Origin of the sequence: Actinoplanes sp. G11-F43 (genome assembly GCF_050589265.1) — a bacterium.
In the GTDB taxonomy this organism is placed as follows: domain Bacteria; phylum Actinomycetota; class Actinomycetes; order Mycobacteriales; family Micromonosporaceae; genus Actinoplanes.
This window is the reverse complement of sequence record NZ_JBNZCE010000042.1, coordinates 112,030-130,780: the sequence shown is the minus strand read 5'-3', so window position 1 is coordinate 130,780 and position 18,751 is coordinate 112,030. Positions and strand designations below refer to the sequence as shown.

The window sequence follows — 18,751 nt, the reverse complement described above, 5'->3', positions numbered from 1 at the left end:
GGCGGCCCGCGGCCCCCTCAACAGAGAGCGATTGAACGTGGACGCACTGATCGCACCGCTGCTGAACGGCAGCGCACAGGGTGCACTGCTCCTGCTCGCCGCACTGGGCCTGTCGCTCACCTTCGGCCAGATGGGCGTGATCAACATGGCCCACGGCGAGTTCCTCATGCTCGGCGCCTTCGCCGCCTATCTCGTCCAGCAGGTCGTCACCGCCGCCGACCTGTCGATCCCGGTCGCGCTGCCGGTCGCGTTCGTGGCCGCCGGACTGTTCGGCCTGCTGCTGGAGGTCACCATCATCCAGTGGATGTACCGCCGTCCCCTGGACACCCTGCTCGTCACGGTCGGTGTCGGCCTGATCCTGCAGCAGGCGGCCCTGCAGATCTTCCCGTCCCAGGGCGTCCCGGTGGAGAAGCCCGGCTGGCTCGACGGTCAGCTGACCGTCCTGGGCTACGCCTGGCCGCTGCGGCAGCTGTTCACCATCCTGCTGGCGAGCGTCTGCGTGGCCGCGCTGGCGGCCTGGCTGAAGTACACCGCGTTCGGCCGCCGGATCCGGGCCACCGTGCACAACCGGGACCTGGCCGAGACCTCGGGGATCTCCACCCGCACCGTCGACCGGCTCACGTTCTTCACCGGGTCGGGTCTGGCCGGGGTCGCCGGGGTCGCCGCGTCACTCATCGGCGGCACGAACTCCCAGATGGGCGCGCAGTACATCATCCCGGCCTTCCTCGTCGTCGCCGCCGGGGGCATCGGCCAGCTCAAGGGCACCATCATCGCCGCCTGGGCGGTGGGCGTCGCCCTCGCCTACTTCGCCTACTGGACCACCGGCAGCCTGGCGCAGGTGCTCGCCTTCATCCTCGTGATCGTCTTCCTGCAACTGCGCCCGCAGGGCCTGTTCACGGTGCGAACCAGGAGTCTCGCATGACCAAGCCGAAATCGTGGATCTCCCTGGGCGGCATCGGGGTGTTCGCCGTGCTGCTCCTCGCGGTCGCGCCCCTCGTCCTCACCGACCACTGGCTGAACAACCTCGGCAAGTACGCCTGCTGGGCCATCGCCGCCGTCGGCATCGGCCTGGCCTGGGGCCGGGGCGGGATGCTGGTGATGGGGCAGGGCGTGTTCTTCGCCCTCGGCGCCTACTCGATGGCCATGCACCTCACGCTGGAGAGCGCCGGTGACCGGGTCCCCGGGTTCATGGTGCTCTACGACCCGCTCGCTCCGCTCCCGATGTTCTGGGAACCGTTCCGCGGCGCGGGCTTCACCCTGCTGGCGATCGTGGTGCTCCCGGTGGTCCTGGCCGGTGTCCTCGGCTACGCGCTGTTCAAGCGCCGGGTGAAGGGCGCGTACTTCGCGATCCTGACGCAGGCGCTCGCCGTCGCACTGGCCACCCTGATCAGCTCCACCATCCGGGAGACCGGCGGCGACACCGGGCTCAGCGACTTCAAGTACTTCTTCGGCTTCGTGCTGAACGACCCGGCGAACCGGCTCATGGTCTACCTCATCGCCGCCGGGCTGCTGATCGTGTGCCTGCTCGTGGTGTGGCAGCTCTACCGCAGCCGCTTCGGTGAGCTCCTGGTCGCCACCCGGGACGCCGAGGAGCGGGTGCGTTTCCTCGGCTACGACCCGGCCAACGTCAAGCTCGTCGCCTTCGTGCTCTCCGCGCTGATGGCGAGCATCGGCGGGGCGATGTTCGTGCCGATCGTCGGCATCATCACCCCGGCCGAGATCGGCGCCGCCGCCTCGATCCTGATGATCGCCGGGGTCGCCTTCGGCGGTCGCGCCTCGCTCTTCGGCCCGGCGCTGGGCGCGATGGCGGTCGGCTGGGGCCAGTCGAGCCTCGGTTCCACCTGGCCGGAGGGCTGGACGTACATCCTCGGCCTGCTGTTCGTCGTCGTCATCCTGTTCCTGCCGAACGGGCTGTCCTCGCTGCCCGCCAAGATCGCCGCGGCGCGCCGGAAGCCCGCCGAACCGCCCGCCCCGGCGATCCCCGCCGCCGAACTCGAAGAGGTGCGGTCATGACCCCCGATTCACTCGTCGTCACCGATCTGCGTGTCGAGTTCTCCGGCTTCGTCGCGGTCGGCGGCGTCAGTTTCGACGCCCGGCCCGGCGAGGTCCGGTTCCTGATCGGCCCGAACGGCGCCGGCAAGACGACATGCATCGACGCCATCACCGGGCTGGCCAAGGGCACCGGGTCGGCGCGGCTCGGAGACAGGGAGCTGCTCGGCCGGCCGGTGCACCGGATCGTCCGCCTCGGCGTCGGCCGCACGTTCCAGACCGCGAGCGTCTTCGACGAACTCACCGTGCTGCAGAACCTCGACATCGCCGCCGGGCGGCATCGTCCGGCGATCTCGCTGCTGCGGGCCCGGCGCGGCGTCGACCCGTCGATCGAACGGGCGCTGGAGGAGACCGGGCTCACCGGCGAGCTGGCCACCCCGGCCGGGGTCCTGTCGCACGGCCAGAAGCAGTGGCTGGAGATCGCCATGCTGCTCGTGCAGGACGCCAAGGTGCTGCTGCTCGACGAGCCGGTGGCCGGCATGAGCCACGACGAGCGCACCGCGACCGGCGAGCTCCTGCAGCGCATCGCGGCGAAGCGGATCGTGCTGGTGGTCGAGCACGACATGGACTTCATGCGCCGCTTCGCCACCCGGGTGACGGTGCTGCACCAGGGCCGGGTGCTCTCCCAGGGCACGGTGGCCGAGGTGCAGGCCGATCCCCGGGTTCAGGAGGTCTACCTGGGCACCGCGGGCGCCACCTCCACGGCCGCCATGGCGGCGGTGCCCGAGCCGGTGGCCGTGGCAGCACATCGGACGGAGGACTGACATGCTGGAACTCACCGACATCGAGGCCGGGTACGGGCGCACACGTGTGCTGCACGGCGTGACGGTGCCGCCCGGCGAGGTGGTGGCCGTGCTCGGGCACAACGGCGCGGGCAAGTCGACCCTGCTGCGGCTCGCGATCGGCCTGATCAAGCCGTCCCGGGGCCGGGTGGTGTTCGACGGCGAGGACATCACGTCACTCGCCCCGAACAAGCGGGTCGCCCGCGGTATGGCGTACGTGCCGCAGGGTCAGCAGTCGTTCGGCCAGCTGACGACGCTGGAGAATCTGCGGCTGGTGGCCGACGGGCGCCGGCGCGGCCGGGCCCTGATCGACGCGCAGCTGGCCCGCTTCCCCGCGCTGGCGCAGTTCGCCACCCGCAAGGCGGGCCTGCTCTCCGGCGGGCAGCGCCAGCAGCTGGCGATCGCCCGTGCCCTGATCACCGAGCCGAAGCTGCTGATCCTCGACGAGCCGACCGAGGGCATCCAGCCCACCATCGTCGCCGAGATCGAGCAGACCATCATGCAGCTGGCCGGCGAGGGTATGAACGTGCTGCTGGTGGAGCAGCACATCGGCTTCGCCCTGGAGGCCGCCGAGCACTACGTCGTGCTGGCCTCCGGCCACGTCACCCAGACCGGTGCGGGCGGCAAGGCGGCCACCTCAACCGTGCGAGCCGCCATGGCGATCTGAGCCGGCATGACTCACATCGGCAATCCCGCCGTAACACCGGACAGCAAATATGCCGTGTGTCGACCGACAACGCGCGCGCAGCGGCAGAGGACAGCCTGGAGGACTACGCCTTCCGCTATGTGCCGCGCACCTTCCGGCGCTGGAGCGCGGCCTCGGTCGGTGCGACCGCCCTCGGGTCCATCGCGTTCCTCGCCGACTTCTCGATCGGCGCGAGCATCGGCATCGACCACGGCACCCCCAACGCCGTGCTCGGCATCCTGTTCGCGTCGGTCATCATCCTCATCGTGGGCGTGCCGGTCGCCTACTACGCCGCCCGCTACAACCTCGATCTCGACCTCATCGCCCGCGGCTCGGGGTTCGGCTACTACGGCTCGATCATCACGACGGTGATCTTCGCGGGCTTCACCTGCATCTTCTTCGCCCTGGAGGGCGCCATCATGGCGCAGGGGCTGCGGGTGGCGACCGGGATGCCGCTGTGGCTCGGCTATCTCATCTCGACAGTCGTGGTGATCCCGATCGTCATCTACGGCATGCGGGCACTGGAACGCCTCCAGTTCTGGACCACGCCCCTGTGGCTGGCCCTCGCCCTGCTGCCGGTGCTGTGGATCGTGGTCTCCGACCCCGAGGCGGTGAGCGCCTTCACGTCGTTCACCGGGCGGTCCGACGGCGCGGTCGGCTTCGGCGCGGTGGTCTCGAGCGCGGCCGTGTGCTTCGCCCTCACCCCACAGCTGGCCGAGCAGATCGACTACCTCCGGGCCATGCCGCCGCGTACGCCGTCGAACGTCCGCTCATGGTGGACCTCGTTCGCGTTCGCCGGCCCGGGATGGGTGATCTTCAGCGGGACCAAGCAGGTGATCGGGGTGTTCCTCGCCGTCTATCTGCTGGTCCGGGTCGAGCCCGGCCTCGGGCTCCAGGCGACCGAACCGGCCACCCAGTTCGTGGTGCTCTACCAGACCATCGTTCCGGACTGGCTGGCGATCGTGCTCGCCCTGGTGCTCATCGTGGTCGCCCAGGTCAAGATCAACGTGACGAACGCGTACTCCGGATCGCTCGCCTGGTCGAACGTCTTCACCCGGATGGCGAAGCACTACCCGGGCCGTACCGTCTTCGTGCTGTTCAACCTCGTGATCGCATACGTGCTGATGATGCTGGACGTCTTCACCCTGATCTCCTTCGTGCTGAGCCTCTACGCCAACGTGGTGATGGCCTGGCTCGTGACGATCGCCACCGACATCGCGGTCAACAAGTGGCTGCTGCGCGTCTCGCCGCGTTTCCCCGAGTTCCGCCGCGGCATGCTGCACGACTGGAACCCGGTCGGGCTGGTGTCGGTGGGCCTCGCCTCGGTGCTGTCGCTGCTCGCGTTCGCCGGCGTGTTCGGCGCCGCGGTCGAACCGTTCTCGGTGCTCATCGCGATCGGTGTCGCGTTCACGGCCACCCCGGTCATGGCCCTCGCCACCCGGGGGCGCTGGTACCTGCGCCGCGACTCCGACGGCATCGACTCCCCCCGGTTCGACGAGCACGGCAACCCGTCCGGCGAGCGGCTGCGCTGTCACGTCACCGGATACACCTTCGAGCGGCCGGATATGCTGGCGTCGGCCGAGAGAGGACCGCACGGCGAGGTGCAGTACGTCTCGTCGCTGGCGCTCACGCTCGATGATTCCGATCGTTACGTGCTCCCGCCGGAAGTCACCGGCCCCCCGCACCGGGCGGCCGACCCAAGGAGGCAGACGTGATGGAGGAGCCGGTCGACACCGCCACCGCGATTCTGGCGAGTGCCGCGGTGCTGCTGCGCGAGCGCACGTTCGACGACATCTCCTATCGTGCCCTCGCCGACGCGGTCGGCATCTCCGAGCGCACGATCTACCGCCAGTACCCGACCCGTGCGCACCTGCTCGCCGCGCTGTCGAACTGGATCGAGCAGACCTGTTTCCCGCTGCCGCCGTTCGTGACCGTGTCCGATTTCCACGACGCCGCGCATGAGCGGTTCCGTGCCTTCGACGCGTTGCCCGCCTACGCGTTCGTCGGGGCGCGGGCGTCCGCGATCACGCCGACACTCGGCACCGGGCCGGCCTACATCACCCGGGCGATCGAGGCGATGCTCGACGTGGCGGCGCCGACGCTGAACACGCGGGACCGGCGGCGGGTCGCGGCCTCGCTGCGCTACTTCTCGTCGGCGATGTTCTGGGCCCGGCTGCGCACCGGCTTCGACCTGGACGCCGGCGAGATCTGCGAGGCGTTCGACCACGCGGTGGGCGCCGTGCTGGCCCGGCTGCCCGAGGCGACCTGGGTGAAACCGTGACCGGGCACGCGCTCCCCACCGCGACGTGGGTGAAACCATGACCGGGCACGCGCTCCCCACCGCGACACGGGGGAAACCGTGACCGGGCCGGCGCTGAGCGGGACGCAGACGGCGATCCTCGCCGCCTACACCGAACTGATCGAGGAGCTGGGCAGCGACGACGTGTCGTACCGGGTGATCGCGCGCCGGGCCGGCATCGCCGAGCGCACGGTGTTCCGCAACTATCCGACCCGGGTGGACCTGCTGCTGGCGACGGCGGCCTGGATCGAGGCGACGCTGTTCGCCCGCGAGGAGTCCCGCTCGATCTTCGACGTCCCCCTGGCGATCCGCGAGGCGATGGAGCGGTACGACGCGCGGCCGGAGCTGGCCCACGTGGTCGCCGAGACGGCGATGCGCGGGGTGAGTGGCGCGGCGCCGTCGCCGGGCCGGGCACAGCTGGAACGGCTGCTGGACGCCGAGGTGCCGGTCCTCGACCCGGCCCGGCGCCGGGAGATCGTCGCGGCGCTGTCACACCTCGACTCGGTCGGGACGTGGGTGACGTTCCGCCGCGAGTTCGGCATGGACGGGCGCGACATCGCGGACGCCGCCGCCTGGGCGGCGGAGGCGGTCCTCGACGGCATCCGCGACCGGGTCACCCCGGCCTAGGTTCACGGTCCGCGACCGGGTCAGGTTCTGTGTGCCGATCTGCGGCTCGATTCGAGCCGCAGATCGGCACACGACCGGCACGACCGGCACGACCGGCACGAGCCGCACCACCGGCACCACCGGCACGACCGGGCGCCGGCGTCAGACTGTCTTGTCCAGCTTGGTGGTGATCTCGTCGAGCAGCTCGGCGGCGCGGCCGTGTTCGCTGGGCACGTGCGCCAGGATCGATCCGGCCTCGGCCATGTAGGGCTTCGACCCCGCCTCGAAGTTGATGTTCCACTTGGTCTTCCAGACCCGCTCGGCGGCGTTGGTGGCCGCCTTGTCGATCTGCGCGGCCAGCCACTTCTTGTCGGCGTCGGTCAGTGCCACGGGAATGTCCTCCAGATGCCAGGAAGCGGTCGAGGCTTCGAGTTTCGTCTCGTACGAGGATGAGAAGTGGGCGTGCTGCGTGTGCGCGTTGTCGCCGCCGTAGGCGCGCTGCCGCCAGCCGCTCGACGCCTCCCAGATGCGCCGGTTGTAGATCACGTAGCGCAGGCGTCTCTCGGCGCCACTGCGACAGCGGCGCACCACGTGCTGCACCACCATCTCCATGGTCAGGTTCGGTTCGCGCAGGTCGACGTCCAGGTCGACGGCATGGACCTCGTGTTTCGAGTCCGCGTCCCGGATCGGGACCCGGCCGACCTCGTCGTCGTTGTGGTCGGAGACCCGGCTCTGGTGTGCCGTGTCGCCGATGGTGCCGTCACTCGTCCTGTCCCGTTCGGGCGCGAGCCTGTTCAGCTCGGTCCGGAGCTGGACCAGGCACGGCACGAGAACCCAGCCGGCCATCGGGCTCCTCTCAGTGTTCGCTTGCCGCTTCTGTCGCTTGTATATCTCCGGAAGCGAACCTCTGAAATCACCCGTTGCCGCGAAAAAGGGTGCCAAGATTGTGCGATGGTGACCCCGGTCACCAGTTGAAGCGGCCGGGATAGACCACGTCGGCCAGTTCCTTCTGCCCGGCCGCGCTGGGGTGGAAGTAGTCGAACTGGTTCACCAGCTCCAGATCGAAACGGACCCGGTGCGCGGCCCCGCCGTCCCACCGGCAGCGGCTGCCGTACGCCCGGCAGGCCTGCCGCAGCTGGGTGTTGTAGGCGTCGATCCGGTCCCGCACCCGCTCCCGGCGCTGCTGGTCGGCGTCGGCCGTGGAGGTCGGGGCGGCCAGCATGGACGGGCAGATGCCGCCGCGGTTCCACACCTCGACCGCCTTGTCGCTCTCCTTGCCGATCTCCCACAGGCGGTAGAGGTCCGGGATGCTGACCATCAGCACCCGCGCCTTCGGCAGATCCTTCTTCAGCCGGGCCAGCCCCTCGTCGATCTCGTCGCGGAAGGTGGCGACCGAGGTCATCTCCCGCACCCGGCCGGAGCAGGCGTCGTTGGCCCCGATCAGGATCGTCACGTACTGCGGCTTCCGGTCGGCGGCCTGCCGGGCCTGACCGACGAGTGCGTCGGCCTCGGCGCCCGGTTCGGCCAGGTTGACCGCCTTGCCCTTGATCTTCGGGTTCTTCGCCAGGATCCGGCTGTAGTGGCTCTCGATCGCGTCGGTACCGCCGGTCGACCAGGAGTTGCGGGTGCAGGCCACGTAGGCGAGACAGCTGCCCAGGCCGGCGGTGATCGAGTCGCCGAGGGCGACCATCGAGGCCGGGTAGCCGGCGGCGGGCTTGGCACTGGTCCGGGTGGGCTCCGGTGCGGCGTTGCCGGCGCCGTCACAGGCCAGGGCGAACACGGCGAGCACGGCGAGCGCGGCGACATGCCATCGGCGGATCATCATCCCCCTCAATACGGTATGTCTCCGAGACATTACCATCAGTCACTATCAGCGGGCTTCCGTCATCGGCCGCAGGTGGGCCGGGTCCTCCATGATGCGCTTCAGGTCGGCGGCGAAGGCGCCGGCCCGGGTGGCGACCGTCGACTGCCGGGCCACCACGTCGTCGACGTTGGCCTCGTCGACCGCGATGCCGGGCACATAGATCCAGCCCCGCGGCATGATCTTGCCGGTCCGGGCGTGCTCGGCCTGCAACCGCCCGGCGACCGCGCCCTTCAGGTAGTTCTCCGGCGAGACCAGCAGCAGGTCGCCGGCTTTCACCGCGGCCAGTGACTTGGAGTCGATGTCGAAGGCCCCGGCGATCCACGAACCCTCGGTCTTGCGGCGGATGTCGGCGAGGTTCCAGCCGTCGGCGTCACCGGTGCCGATGAACGCCACAGCCGTCGGGTTCACCCGAACCAGGGTGCTCCAGGCGTCCCGGTTCGCCTCCACCTCCTGCTTGGTGTCGAACGGACCGAAAACGGTCAGGCCGGGCCGGTTCTCGCGGATCTCGTCGCGGATGCCCATCGCCCGGTGGTCCAGCACCGGCACCCCGGGCGAGGCGGTGCCCACCACCACCTTGCCGCCGGCGTTCGTCGGGACCCGCTCCAGCACCGTCCGGGCCAGCAGCCGGCCCAGCTCGTAGTTGTCGTTGCCGATGAACAGGTCGACACCGGCCGACGGCAGCGCCTGGCTGTCCACCGCGATCACCGGCACCCCGTCGGCGATCGCCTCGGCCATCGGCTCGGCGAACAGATCCGGCGACAGGGTGAAGACGGACACCCCGGCCGGTGCCCGTTTCAGCATGTCCCGGAAGAGCGCCACCTGCCGGGGGCCGTCGACGATGTTCGGCCCGTCCACCTGGTGGCCGACCCGCCCGACCTGGTCCACCCCGGCGATGAACCCGAGCGCCATCTCCTGGGAGAAGTTGAGCTGCTTGTTCGGCACCACGAAGCCGACCACCGGGTTCCGGGGCGCGTCCTCGTCCGGTTCGGTGCACGAGGCCTGGCCGAGGAGCAGCAGCAGAGCCAGGGCCCCGCGAACCGTCCGATATTTCATGACCTCCAAGTGTGGGCGATCCCCTTCATCCCGGCGGCCATTCGACCGATCGTGACCATCGGGAGCGGTCACACGAACGTGGCCCGGCCGGCCGGACTTCTCGGGGGTGTACGGCGTGATCGCGAAGTTCGTCCGCAGCAGTGCCGTGGCCCGGGCCGCCGTGATCGGGCTCGCCATCGGGGTGTTCGCGCTGGCCAGTCTGGCCGCGGTCAGCATCGCCACCAACGCCCGTACCACCACCGAGATCCGGCACAACTCGCAGATCAGCGACCGCTGGTCCTCGCTCGACCTGCACATCAGCGTGGAGACCGAGGCTCTCAACGACTTCATGGTGGCCAAGAAGTTCGGCAAGGACGTGCTGGACAGCGCGATGCGATCGGCCGAACCCGACCTGGCCTGGCAGATCCGCAACGGCGACCCGGCCGACGTGCAGAACGCCCTGCTGGTCGCCGACTCGTACGGCGCGTTCACCCAGACCCTCACCGAGTTGCGGCGTACCGGCACCGACCGGGTCCGTACCGAGAACCTGGCCGGTCAGGCCGCCCTCGGCGCCTCGATGGTGCGCAAGTCGGCCAACGCCAACATCAGCCGGCACCGGCTGGCGATGGACCAGTACCTGGCCGAGGCGGACCGGTTCAACCAGAAGCTCACGCTGGCCGCGGCGGTGGTCTGCGGCATCGACTTCCTGCTGCTGGTGCTCTGTGCCACGGTTCTGCTCACCCACCAGCGCCGGATCGAGGGGCAGGCGGTGGAGAGCCGCTACCGGGCCCTGCACGACGAGCTGACCGGGCTGGCCAACCGGGCGCTGCTCGGTGACGCGATCACCCGGACGCTGTGGGCGGCCGGCCGGCAGGACGAGGCGGTCGGTCTGCTGCTGCTCGACCTCAACAAGTTCAAGGAGGTCAACGACACCCTCGGGCACCACGCCGGTGATCTGCTGCTGCAGGAGGTCGCCGCCCGGCTGACCGGCGCGGTCCGGGCCGGGGACACCGTGGCCCGGCTCGGTGGTGACGAGTTCGCCGTGCTGATGCCGCGGATCCAGTCACCCGAGCACTGTTCGGAGATCGCCCGGCGGCTTCTCGACGCGCTGGAGGGCCCGGCCGACCTGGAGGGCGTCACGGTGGACATCAGCGGCAGCATCGGCGCGGCCGTCTTCCCGCTGCACAGCTCGACCGGGACCGAGCTGCTCCAGCACGCCGACATCGCGATGTACACCGCCAAGCGCAACCGGCTCGGCATCGCCGTCTACGACCCGGAGGCGGACCGGCACAACTCGCGGGAGCTGGGCCTGATCGGTGAGCTGCGGCAGGCCATCGACGAGGACGAGCTGGTGCTCTTCTACCAGCCCAAGGTGGCCACCGGGACCGGGCGGACGGCCGGGGTGGAGGCGCTGATCCGCTGGGAGCATCCGTCCCGCGGCCTGCTCATGCCGGGCGCCTTCATCCCGCAGGCCGAGGAGAACGAGATCATCGTCCCGCTCACCGACCGGGTCCTGGCGATGGCCCTGGACCAGCACCGGCGCTGGCGGGACGGCGGGACGGTGCTGCCGGTCGCGGTCAACGTGCCCACCGTCTGCCTGCTCGACGAGGCGTTCGCCGACCGGGTCGGCGCCGCTCTGGAGGTGGCCGGGGTGGCACCGGAGGCGCTCACCCTGGAGATCACCGAAACGTCGATCATCACCGATCCGGTACGGGCCTCGACGGTCCTGAACCGGCTGCGCGGGATGGGGATCCGGCTGTCCGTGGACGACTTCGGCACCGGCTACTCGTCGATGTCGTACCTGCAGAGCATGCCGTTGCACGAGCTCAAGATCGACCGAAGCTTCATCGGTACGGTCACCGGCTCGCCCGGCGGCACCGCGATCGTCCGGGCGGTGCTGGAACTGGCCCGCGCCCTCGACCTGGAGGTGGTGGCCGAGGGGGTGGAGGACGAGGCGACTCTCGTGCTGCTCGGCGAGATGGGGTGCGCCTACGCGCAGGGCTACCACATCAGCCGCCCGGTCCGGCCCGGCGACCTGATCGACTGGCTGTCCGTACGGCGTACCGGAAAGGATCTCGAACCGGTCGTGCGGTGACGGGGTTTCCTCCGATGGGCGCGTCTCATCGGGAGGTTTGGATCCATGGATACTCGGCAGTGGCAGCCGTACTCGTCGGCGCAGGCACCGGCACCGTGGCCGGAGTACGAACCGTGGCCCTCGTACCAGGCCGCACCCCTGGTGGAGGCCCCTCCGCCGGCGGAACGCCGCCGCCGGGGCCGGGTGGTGATCCTCGCCGTGGCCCTGGTGGTCGTCAACGTCCTGTTCCTGATCGGGGCGGTGGCGTGGAAGACCGACGGTTTCGCCCGGTTCCGCCCGGCCGCCGCACCGGTGGCCGGTGGCATCCCGGCGCTGCCGCCGCCCGACCCGGACGGCCCCGGCCTGCCCACCGGCGGCCCGGCCCCGGAACCGGCCGGGAAGGTCGCCGGCGCCACCTTCGCGGCCGGCGACGAGACCACCACCCAGCGGTTCGCCGGCTTCCCGTTCTCCTTCCGCACCCCGGCCGGCTGGGAGTGCGCGAAGGCCCGCGTCGAGCTGGCCGCCGCCAAGGCCTGGATCTGCGTCGACGGGCCCGGCCCGGACGGCGCCGGCCAGCGGGTCGCGGTGATGCTGCGGCCCTGCCCGCAACCGTGCGGCGCCCGCGCCGTGCGCACCATGGACGGGCAGTGGTTCACCGGCGCCGACCAGCCGGAACGCCTGGACGACAGCACCACCGTGTCGCAGCGGGCGGAGAACGCCAAGGGTCGCTACGAGCTGGTGATGAGCCACTACTTCGCCGAGGACGGGGACACCCCTCGGTGGCAGGTGGCGGTGGACGCGTCGGCGCCCCCGGCGGCCCGCGCCGACGTGCAGAAGGTCCTCAACGACGTGTACGCGCGAACCTCGTAGAAAATCGTCTACAACCGATCCCGTCGAAACCCCGTCGGTAGGTGAGAGACAGCGACAGGGGAGCGGGACTGATGCCGGACGGATCCGACAGCGACTATCTGGCGTACGTGCGCGGGCGCATGGCCGAGCTACGCCGTACCGCCTATCTGCTCTGCGGTGACAGCCACCAGGCAGACGACTTCGTGCAGGAGACACTGACGAAGCTGTACGCCCGGTGGCCGCGGATCGGGCGGGTGGAGAACGTGGACGCGTACGTGCACACCATGCTGGTCCGCGTCTTCCTCGACGACCGGCGGCGCGGCTGGTGGAAGGTCCGGTTGCTGACCGGCCAGCCCGAGCCGCCACCGGTCGCCGTCGATCCGGCGGACGGTCCGGCGGTCCGTGCCGCGCTGGCGAAACTGCCGGCCCGGCAGCAGGCGGCGCTGGTGCTGCGCTTCCTGTGCGACAAGCCGGTCCGCGAGGTGGCCGAGCTGATGCGGTGTTCCGAGGGCACGGTGAAGAGCCAGACCTCGCACGGGCTCACCCGGCTGCGCGCCGTCCTCGGGGTGGACTACCTCCAGCCCGCTGCCGCTGTCTCCCGGGAGCGATGATGAGAGGTGAGGACGAGATGATCGACGACGACGCCGGCCGCCTGCTGCGGCCGCTGCGGGCCGAGCCGGACGGGCCCCCGCGGGTCGACGTGGGGCGGGCGATGGCGGAGGGTCGCCGGCGCCGGGGACTACGCCGGTGGTCCGGCGGGGTGGCGCTGGTCGCGCTGACCTCGGTCACGGCCGGGGGCGGCACCCTGGCGATCGCGGCGTCGAGGCCGGACCAGCCACGGCCGGAACCGGCTCCGGTGGTCAGCACCAGCCCGAGTGTCCAGGTGGCGGCCGCGCCCGCGGTCGCGCCGCCGACGAGCTGCGAGGTCGTCAAACTGCCCACCGGCGGGGTGCGGAAGTCGCTGATCACCTCCGGTGACCCGAGCGGGCGCTACCACGCCGGGCGGCTCTACGACGCCGCCGACAACCTGATCGTCTGGAAGGACGGGAAGATCGACGCCCGGTTCCGGATGCCCGGCCTGGACGCCTCGATCTACGACATGACCAGCACGGGCGCCGGGGTCGGATCGTCCTATCCCGGCGAGGGGCAGCAGGCGTATTCGTACCGCGACGGCACGGTCACCGAGCTGGACGGCCGGAGGAGCGCGGCGTACGCGATCAACGAGGCCGGTGTGATCGCCGGCGTCACCGAGGACGACGGGCGCGAGGTGCCGGTGCGGTGGCGGTCGGCCGGCGCGCCGATGGAACGGCTCCCGCTGCCGTCCGGGGCGACCTCCGGCCGGGCCGGTGACATCGCCGAGGACGGCACCGTGGTCGGCGTGGTCGGCGAGGACCGCGCCCAGGAGACCGGCTACCTCTGGCTGCCCGACGGGACCGGGAAGGCGATCCCGCTGCCCACCGTCGAGGGGCGGAAGGCGGACTTCTTCCGGCCGGCGGCGATCACCGACGGATGGGTGCTCGGCGTGGCGATCGTCGAGGGGGGGACCGACGGGGTGACCGGGGAGGCGGGGAAGGCCGGCAGTGTGCCGATCTACACGTCCCTGCGGTACCGGCTCTCCGACCGGACCTACCACCCGGTCCCCAGCACGGTCGACGCCGATCAGCTGGCCGGCAACGGCTGGATCCTCGGCACCACCGGCAAGTTCTACCAGCCGGTCATCGCCTCCGGCGACGAGGTGTTCAAGCTGCCGCTGTACGCGGACTTCAAGGAGTACGACGTCCGCAGTCTCAGCGCGGACGGGAGGATCGCCGGCGGCTACACCACCGACATGGGCCCGGAGGAGGTCGACAACCGGCCGATCCTCTGGACCTGCGAATAGCACCGCGCGGGGCCCGGATCCGGGCCCCGCGCATCCACGTATCAGGAGATCGCGACGTCGTCGAACCAGACGGTGCCGCTGTTGTCGCCCGACTTCAGGTGCAGCTGGACGCTGGCGGCACCGGCCGGGGCGACCGCCTCGACGACCAGCTTGGTCCAGCTGGAGTCGCCAGCCGGCAGCCGGTTCGACAGGTTCTGGCCGATCCACTTCCCGCCGGCGTCGAACCAGCTCAGCGCGATCTCGGTGGTGCCGGTGACGTCGGTTCCCCGGGCGTACGCCTCGGCCCGCCACCGGTAGCCCGGCTGCACCGGCGTGATCGGCGCGGTGACCAGCGACGGCAGGCCGGCCGTGGTGCGGGTGGTGTTCGAGAACCGCACCGACCGGGTGCCGCCGCGGGCGATGTCGGTGGTGACCACCGCCGTACCGGCCGCGCTGTTGGCCGGCCGCCACGGCGAGTCCGCCGCGGGCGCCTCGAAGCCCAGGTTGAGCAGGCTGTTCGGGACGGTGCCGGTGGTCCACGCGGTCCGCACCACGGTGGCCGCGAACTTCGGCGTGCCGTCCGCCCGGAACAGCCCGAACCGGTACTGCGCGGGCATCGCCGACACCGACGAGTTGCCCGGGATCGCCCCGTCCTCGAAGTCGTTGAGCGTCCACGGCGACACCGAGCCGACACCGGCCTCGGCCGCCGCCCGGAACACCCGGGCCAGGTAGGCGCCCTGCTCCCCCTCGCTGACCACGGCACTGCTGACCCCGGTCTCGCCGATCACCACCGGGTCCGGGGCGACCGCGGCCTGCGCCTTGCGGATCTCGGCCAGCGCCCGCTCCGACGAGCCGTAGAAGTGGAAGTCGTAGTAGTCCAGCGGGGTGCCGGCCAGCGACGACTTGATCCGGGCCATCCCGGCCGCGCCGATCCCGCCGTCCACCGACAGGGTCAGCGGCATCGCCGGGGCGGCCGCCCGGATCGCCGGGATCAGCTGCCGCACCCAGGTCACCGCGGCGCTGTCACCGGGCTGGAACTCGTTCTTCAGCTCGACGGCGATCACCCGGGGATCATTGACGTACGGCGCCAGCACGGTCCTCGCCCAGTTGACGCTGTTGCCGACCTCGTTGTAACCGGACCACCAGTCGAACAGGGTCACCTTGACGCTCAGCCCGTGTGAGTCGGCGATGCTGACGAACTTGCGCAGCTTCGCGGTGTTGTCCGCTTTCGGGGTGGGCCAGCCGAACGCCTGCGGGAAGACGATCACCCGCACGTTGTCGGCGCCCAGCGCGGCGATCCTCGCCAGGTCCTGGTCGATCCGCGCGGCGTCGAACCCGGTCCACATCGCCGACCAGCCGGCGTCCGACGGGTAGTAGTTCATCGACTTCGCGGTCTTCACCTCGGCGAGCCGGCTCGCCATCGTCGGCACGGGCACCACCGCAGTCTGCGCCGCGGCGGGAGACGGCGGTGAGGTCAGGCCGAGACTCATCAGAACGGTGGAGGCGACCAGACCGGCACGCACACGCAGAGTGTTCATCGGGGGATCGGTGCCTCTCTTCTCGGATGCCCTCTCCATCGGTCGTGGTGTCGTCCACTCCAGCTTCCGGTTGAATGCGACGAGGTTGCAAAACGGGTCGGCGGTCTCCAAACCTCCGGTGGAACCTCATGTCGTTTTCCGCCGCCCGCCAGCAGAATCGAAGGCGTACCACGGGGGAGGAACGATGTGCCGCCCGGATCCCGAGTGCGGGGGCCGGGGAAACCGGGCGGCACATCGGCCGGGTCAGGCGGCCTCGACGGCGAAACGGCGGTACCGGGCCGCGTCGGTGAACTCGGAGGCGGCCGAAGCGGGCAGCCGCAGCGCCGTCGAGAGCAGCCTCTCGGTGGACCGGCGCGGTGCGCGCACACCACGTTCCAGATCGGAGATGCTGCGGATGCTCAGGCCGGTCAACTCGGCCAGTTCCTCCTGGGTCAGCACGGCGTCCCGGCGCAGCCGCCGCAACAGGTGCCCGAAGTTCTGCATGGTGTCCCCTCTCGTCCGGGCTTCGCAGACAGAGGGTGCCGCCCGGATCGCCGGGGTGGGGGAATCCCGACCGAATCCGAACGCCCGCACTCAGCCGGACGCGGCCATCAGATCCCGGATCTCGTCCGCTCCGGGCAGTCCGGGATGGATCTCCAGCGCCCGGCGGCAGTGGTCGGCGGTCCGGGCCCGGTCGCCGAGGGTGTGGTGGGCCCGGCCGAGACCGGCGTGCGCGCGGGCCTCCTGCTCCCGGATGCCGACCACGACGGCCCGCTCCAGCGCGGCGGAGTGATGGCCGATCGCATCAGCTGCCCGGCCGGCCGCCTGCGCCGCCTCCCCGAGGCCGTTGAGCACCCACATCTCGAACTCGTGGTCGTCGCTCTCGGCGATCATCGCCAGCGCCTGCTCGTGGAGGATCATGGCCTCCGCCGGACGTCCGAGCCGGGTGTGCGCGACACCGAGACCGTCCAGCATGTAGGCCTCGCCGAGCCGGTTTCCGGCCTGCCGCAGCAGCGCCAGCCCCTGCCGGAACCACGTCACCGCCTCCTCGAAGCGGCCGGACCGGCTGGCCAGGCGGCCGAGCGCACCGTAGGCCGCACCCTCGCCGGCCCGGTTGCCCATCTCCCGGAAGATCTCCAGGGCCTGCCGGTAGCACTCGATCGCCTCGTCGAGCCGGTCCAGCAGCCGGAGGAGATCACCCAGGTGGCCCAGCGCACCCGCCTCGCCGGACCGGTCGCCGGTCTCCCGGGCCAGCGCGACCACCTGCCGGAACCGCTGCTCCGCGGAGGTGTGCTCGCCGGTGCGCTCCTCCACGACACCGAGGTTGATCAGAGCGCGTGCCTGGCCGGCCCGGTGCCCGGACCGCTGGAACAGCGGCAGCGCCTGGGCCGAGTGCCGGGCCGCGGCGTCGTATCGGCCGGCCCGCCGGGACGCGATACCCAGATCGGTCAGGGCATGCGCCAGCTCACCCGGGTCACCGCCGTCGCGGGCGGCTCGGACCGCATGCTCGTGCAGGGTCACCGCCTCGGTGATGTGCACCCCGTTGAAGTAGAAGTACAGGGTCCGGGCGAGCCGGACGGTGTGGGTGGGCGCGGTCTCAGCCACCGCCATCAGGGTGGGCCGCTCGGTGTCCAGCCAGAGCCGGGCCTGATCCACATCGGTCAGATCCGGACCCGGCGTGGTGAGCGGCGGCACCGGTGGGCGCTGGGCGGCGTCGGCCGGATACAGCAGATCCATCGCGAGACCGGCGGTGGTCAGGTAGTGGTCGTACAACCGGCTCTGTGCCGACCGGCGATCGGCCGGGCGCTCCTCGTCCCGGGCGCGGGCCGCGGCGTACGCCCGGACCAGATCGTGAAACGTGTAACGGCCCGCCGACTCCTCCCGCAGCAGGTGGTCGGCACACAGCCGGTCCAGGGCGGCACGGATCGCCGGCATCCCGCCGTCACCGGTGAGAGCGGCTGCGGCGTACGCGTCCAGGTCCTGCCCCGGATGCAGCGCCAGCAGCCGTAGCAACCTGCGCAGCTCGTCCGGCAGATGCTGGTAGGACAGGTCCAGCGCGAGTTCGACACCCGCGTCCAGCCGGCCGCCCTGGTGCCGTTCGTCCAGCCAGTCGGCATGATCGGTGAGCGTCCACCCGGGACGGGCCCGCATGTGCCCGGCGATCAGGCCGAGCGCCAGCGGCAGCCGCCCGCAACGCTCGGCGATCCGGGCCGCCGCACCCGGATCGTCACCGGCCGGGACGTCCGGCGTCGCCCGGGTCAGCAGGTGACGGGCCTCGCCCGGCGAGAACACCTCGACCGGCAGATGCGCGGCGCCCGGCAGCCCGGTCAGGTTGCGCCGGCTGGTGATCAGCACGGTGCTCCGGTCCCCCGGCGGCAGCAGCGGCCGCACCTGCTCCACGTCGGCGGCATCGTCCAGGACGATCAGCGCGCGCAACGGCTCCAGCCGGCGCCGGTAGAGCGCCACCCGCTCCGGCAGGCCGGGCGGGATCTCCGGGCCGGGCACCCCCAGCAGGCGCAGGAAGCCGTCCAGCACCGCCGTCGGATCAGCCGGCGGCTGGGTGCGATCCGGGTGGAAACCCCGGAGATTCACGAACAACACCTGGTCGTACGGCCGGTCCCGGCCCAGCCGGTGCGCCGCGTGCACGGCCAGCCGGGTCTTGCCCACCCCGGCCATCCCGGCGATCACGTGCACCCCACCGGTGAGCCGGCTCAACTCGGTGCCGCGCCCGGTGAACTCGGCCAGATCGGTGGGCAGCGTGTCCCGCACCCGGACCGGCACGGCCGCCGCGGACTCGCCGCTGACCAGCCGCAACGCCTGCCGCCACTGCGCCACATAACCGGTGTCCGGATGCAGCGCCCGGACCACCGCCACCACCAGATCGGCGCTCAGCCGCCGGCGGCCCCGGCGGAACACGTCCACCACGGTGGTCTTGCCGGCCAGTTCCGCGGCGGGCCGCCCGTCCGCCGTCCAGGCCGTGTTGACCCGGTCGGTGATCACCGCGAACGACGGGTCACCGGCCCACACCTTCAGCGCGCGCAGCCGCTCCACCAGATCGTCCAGCGTCCCGGCCTCGCCGGGGTCGGGCAGGCGCACATCGACATGCCCCGATTCACGCCTCATACCGGGTCAGATT

The 18,751-nt window shown here is 71.1% G+C and carries 17 protein-coding genes; 11 read left to right on the top strand and 6 right to left on the bottom strand.

Annotated features, from left to right (window positions below):
* The 7 genes from urtB to ACQ0O7_RS37170 form a co-directional block, all read left to right on the top strand.
* Nucleotides 1-922, top strand: a 922-nt coding sequence (gene urtB, locus ACQ0O7_RS37200; RefSeq protein ID WP_430789627.1) for an urea ABC transporter permease subunit UrtB, incomplete at its 5' end; no start/stop codon positions are given.
* Complete coding sequence (urtC, locus tag ACQ0O7_RS37195) at nt 919-2,013, top strand: urea ABC transporter permease subunit UrtC (RefSeq protein ID WP_430789625.1); 1,095 nt, start codon at nt 919-921, stop codon at nt 2,011-2,013. The genes urtB and urtC, both read left to right, overlap by 4 nt.
* Nucleotides 2,010-2,813 carry an urea ABC transporter ATP-binding protein UrtD gene (gene urtD, locus ACQ0O7_RS37190; protein ID WP_430789622.1) on the top strand — a complete coding sequence of 268 codons (804 nt, stop codon included), beginning with the start codon at nt 2,010-2,012 and terminating at the stop codon, nt 2,811-2,813. Before urtC ends, urtD begins: the two co-directional genes overlap by 4 nt.
* Before the next feature lies 1 nt (nt 2,814).
* Entirely contained in the window at nt 2,815-3,498 is a 684-nt protein-coding gene (locus ACQ0O7_RS37185; protein WP_430789619.1) for an ATP-binding cassette domain-containing protein, read from the top strand.
* A 56-nt stretch (nt 3,499-3,554) separates the two neighbouring features.
* A complete protein-coding gene (locus ACQ0O7_RS37180) occupies nt 3,555-5,231 on the top strand; it encodes a purine-cytosine permease family protein (RefSeq protein WP_430789616.1) in 1,677 nt (558 codons plus the stop codon).
* Complete coding sequence (locus ACQ0O7_RS37175) at nt 5,231-5,797, top strand: helix-turn-helix domain-containing protein (protein WP_430789887.1); 567 nt, start codon at nt 5,231-5,233, stop codon at nt 5,795-5,797. The genes ACQ0O7_RS37180 and ACQ0O7_RS37175 overlap by 1 nt, the downstream gene beginning before the upstream one ends.
* Before the next feature lie 78 nt (nt 5,798-5,875).
* Nucleotides 5,876-6,442 (top strand): TetR/AcrR family transcriptional regulator, encoded by a 567-nt coding sequence (locus ACQ0O7_RS37170; protein WP_430789613.1) that lies wholly within the window; start codon nt 5,876-5,878, stop codon nt 6,440-6,442.
* Nucleotides 6,443-6,583: 141 nt separating this feature from the next.
* Here the strand turns inward: ACQ0O7_RS37170 and ACQ0O7_RS37165 are convergent, their stop codons facing one another.
* The 3 genes from ACQ0O7_RS37165 to ACQ0O7_RS37155 all read right to left on the bottom strand — a co-directional run bounded on the left by ACQ0O7_RS37165 (nt 6,584) and on the right by ACQ0O7_RS37155 (nt 9,338).
* Nucleotides 6,584-7,267 (bottom strand): hypothetical protein, encoded by a 684-nt coding sequence (locus tag ACQ0O7_RS37165; RefSeq protein WP_430789611.1) that lies wholly within the window; start codon nt 7,265-7,267, stop codon nt 6,584-6,586.
* A 118-nt stretch (nt 7,268-7,385) separates the two neighbouring features.
* Nucleotides 7,386-8,243, bottom strand: coding sequence for a GDSL-type esterase/lipase family protein (locus tag ACQ0O7_RS37160; protein WP_430789885.1), 858 nt, complete (start codon nt 8,241-8,243; stop codon nt 7,386-7,388).
* Between the two features lie 48 nt (nt 8,244-8,291).
* A complete protein-coding gene (locus ACQ0O7_RS37155) occupies nt 8,292-9,338 on the bottom strand; it encodes a sugar ABC transporter substrate-binding protein (RefSeq protein ID WP_430789609.1) in 1,047 nt (348 codons plus the stop codon).
* A 115-nt stretch (nt 9,339-9,453) separates the two neighbouring features.
* On the opposite strand from ACQ0O7_RS37155, the gene ACQ0O7_RS37150 reads away from it, so the two are divergent.
* The 4 genes from ACQ0O7_RS37150 to ACQ0O7_RS37135 all read left to right on the top strand — a co-directional run bounded on the left by ACQ0O7_RS37150 (nt 9,454) and on the right by ACQ0O7_RS37135 (nt 14,119).
* Nucleotides 9,454-11,412 carry a putative bifunctional diguanylate cyclase/phosphodiesterase gene (locus ACQ0O7_RS37150; RefSeq protein WP_430789607.1) on the top strand — a complete coding sequence of 653 codons (1,959 nt, stop codon included), beginning with the start codon at nt 9,454-9,456 and terminating at the stop codon, nt 11,410-11,412.
* Between the two features lie 45 nt (nt 11,413-11,457).
* Nucleotides 11,458-12,261, top strand: a complete 804-nt coding sequence (locus ACQ0O7_RS37145) for a hypothetical protein (protein ID WP_430789605.1) — start codon at nt 11,458-11,460, stop codon at nt 12,259-12,261.
* A gap of 71 nt (nt 12,262-12,332) precedes the next feature.
* Nucleotides 12,333-12,851: a SigE family RNA polymerase sigma factor gene (locus ACQ0O7_RS37140; RefSeq protein WP_430789603.1), complete on the top strand. Its 519-nt coding sequence runs from the start codon at nt 12,333-12,335 to the stop codon at nt 12,849-12,851.
* Nucleotides 12,851-14,119: a hypothetical protein gene (locus tag ACQ0O7_RS37135; protein WP_430789600.1), complete on the top strand. Its 1,269-nt coding sequence runs from the start codon at nt 12,851-12,853 to the stop codon at nt 14,117-14,119. Before ACQ0O7_RS37140 ends, ACQ0O7_RS37135 begins: the two co-directional genes overlap by 1 nt.
* Before the next feature lie 41 nt (nt 14,120-14,160).
* On the opposite strand, the gene ACQ0O7_RS37130 is transcribed toward ACQ0O7_RS37135, so the two are convergent.
* From ACQ0O7_RS37130 to ACQ0O7_RS37120, 3 genes are all read right to left on the bottom strand, one after another.
* Nucleotides 14,161-15,636 (bottom strand): cellulase family glycosylhydrolase, encoded by a 1,476-nt coding sequence (locus ACQ0O7_RS37130; RefSeq protein ID WP_430789598.1) that lies wholly within the window; start codon nt 15,634-15,636, stop codon nt 14,161-14,163.
* Nucleotides 15,637-15,879: 243 nt separating this feature from the next.
* A complete protein-coding gene (locus tag ACQ0O7_RS37125; RefSeq protein ID WP_430789596.1) occupies nt 15,880-16,119 on the bottom strand; it encodes a helix-turn-helix domain-containing protein in 240 nt (79 codons plus the stop codon).
* Between the two features lie 90 nt (nt 16,120-16,209).
* Nucleotides 16,210-18,738 (bottom strand): tetratricopeptide repeat protein, encoded by a 2,529-nt coding sequence (locus ACQ0O7_RS37120; RefSeq protein ID WP_430789594.1) that lies wholly within the window; start codon nt 18,736-18,738, stop codon nt 16,210-16,212.
* Between the last annotated feature and the right edge of the window lie 13 nt (nt 18,739-18,751).